Here is an 823-nt window from a genome sequence, read left to right on the forward strand (position 1 = left end):
TCGTCGCACTCGGCAAGGACAATAGCAATCTCAAGATCGGCGACCGCGTCGTCGTTCCCTTCACCATTTCCTGCGGCGAATGCTTCTTCTGCAAACGAGGCTTCTTTTCGGGCTGCGAACGCTCCAATCCCGATCCCGCCAAGGTCACGAAGATGTGGGGGAATTCCCCGGCCGGCCTGTTCGGCTAYACGCATCTGCTTGGCGGCTATAGCGGAGGACAGGCGGAATATCTGCGCGTACCCTATGCCGATGTCGGCCCGATCAAGGTTCCGGACGGGCTGACGGACGAGCAGGTTCTCTTCCTGTCAGACATTTTCCCCACGGGCTATATGGCAGCGGATTTCTGCAACATCCAGCCGGGCGATACGATTGCCGTCTGGGGCTGCGGCCCGGTYGGTCAGATGGCGATCAAATCTGCTTTCATCCTCGGCGCCGAACGCGTCATCGCCGTCGATACCGTGCCGGAGCGGATGGCGCTTGCGCAGGCCTCCGGCGCCATCACCCTCGATTTCCACGATGAAGATATCTACGACAGGATCATGGAGCTGACGCAGGGACGCGGCGCCGACGCCTGCATCGATGCGGTCGGAACCGAGGCCGATGCCTCGGCAAGCTGGGATTCCCGCCTYGAYCGCATCAAGGTGGCCACCTTCATGGGCACGGATAGGCCCCATGTCCTCCGTCAGGCGATCTATTGCTGCCGCAACTTCGGCACGGTCTCCATCGTCGGCGTCTATGGCGGCTTGCTTGACAAGATCCCGATGGGCTCGGCGATCAACCGCGGCCTGACTTTCAAGATGGCCCAGACACCGGTGCAGCGCTA

1 protein-coding gene is annotated in these 823 nt (G+C 61.5%); it reads left to right on the plus strand.

All coding sequences use genetic code 11. The annotated features are described in order from the left end of the window. Positions 1-823: zinc-binding dehydrogenase (locus tag AC1DUP_RS36760; protein WP_477837379.1), on the plus strand; the 823-nt coding region annotated here is incomplete at both ends.

Source organism: Rhizobium sp. 01L419, from assembly GCF_056400025.1.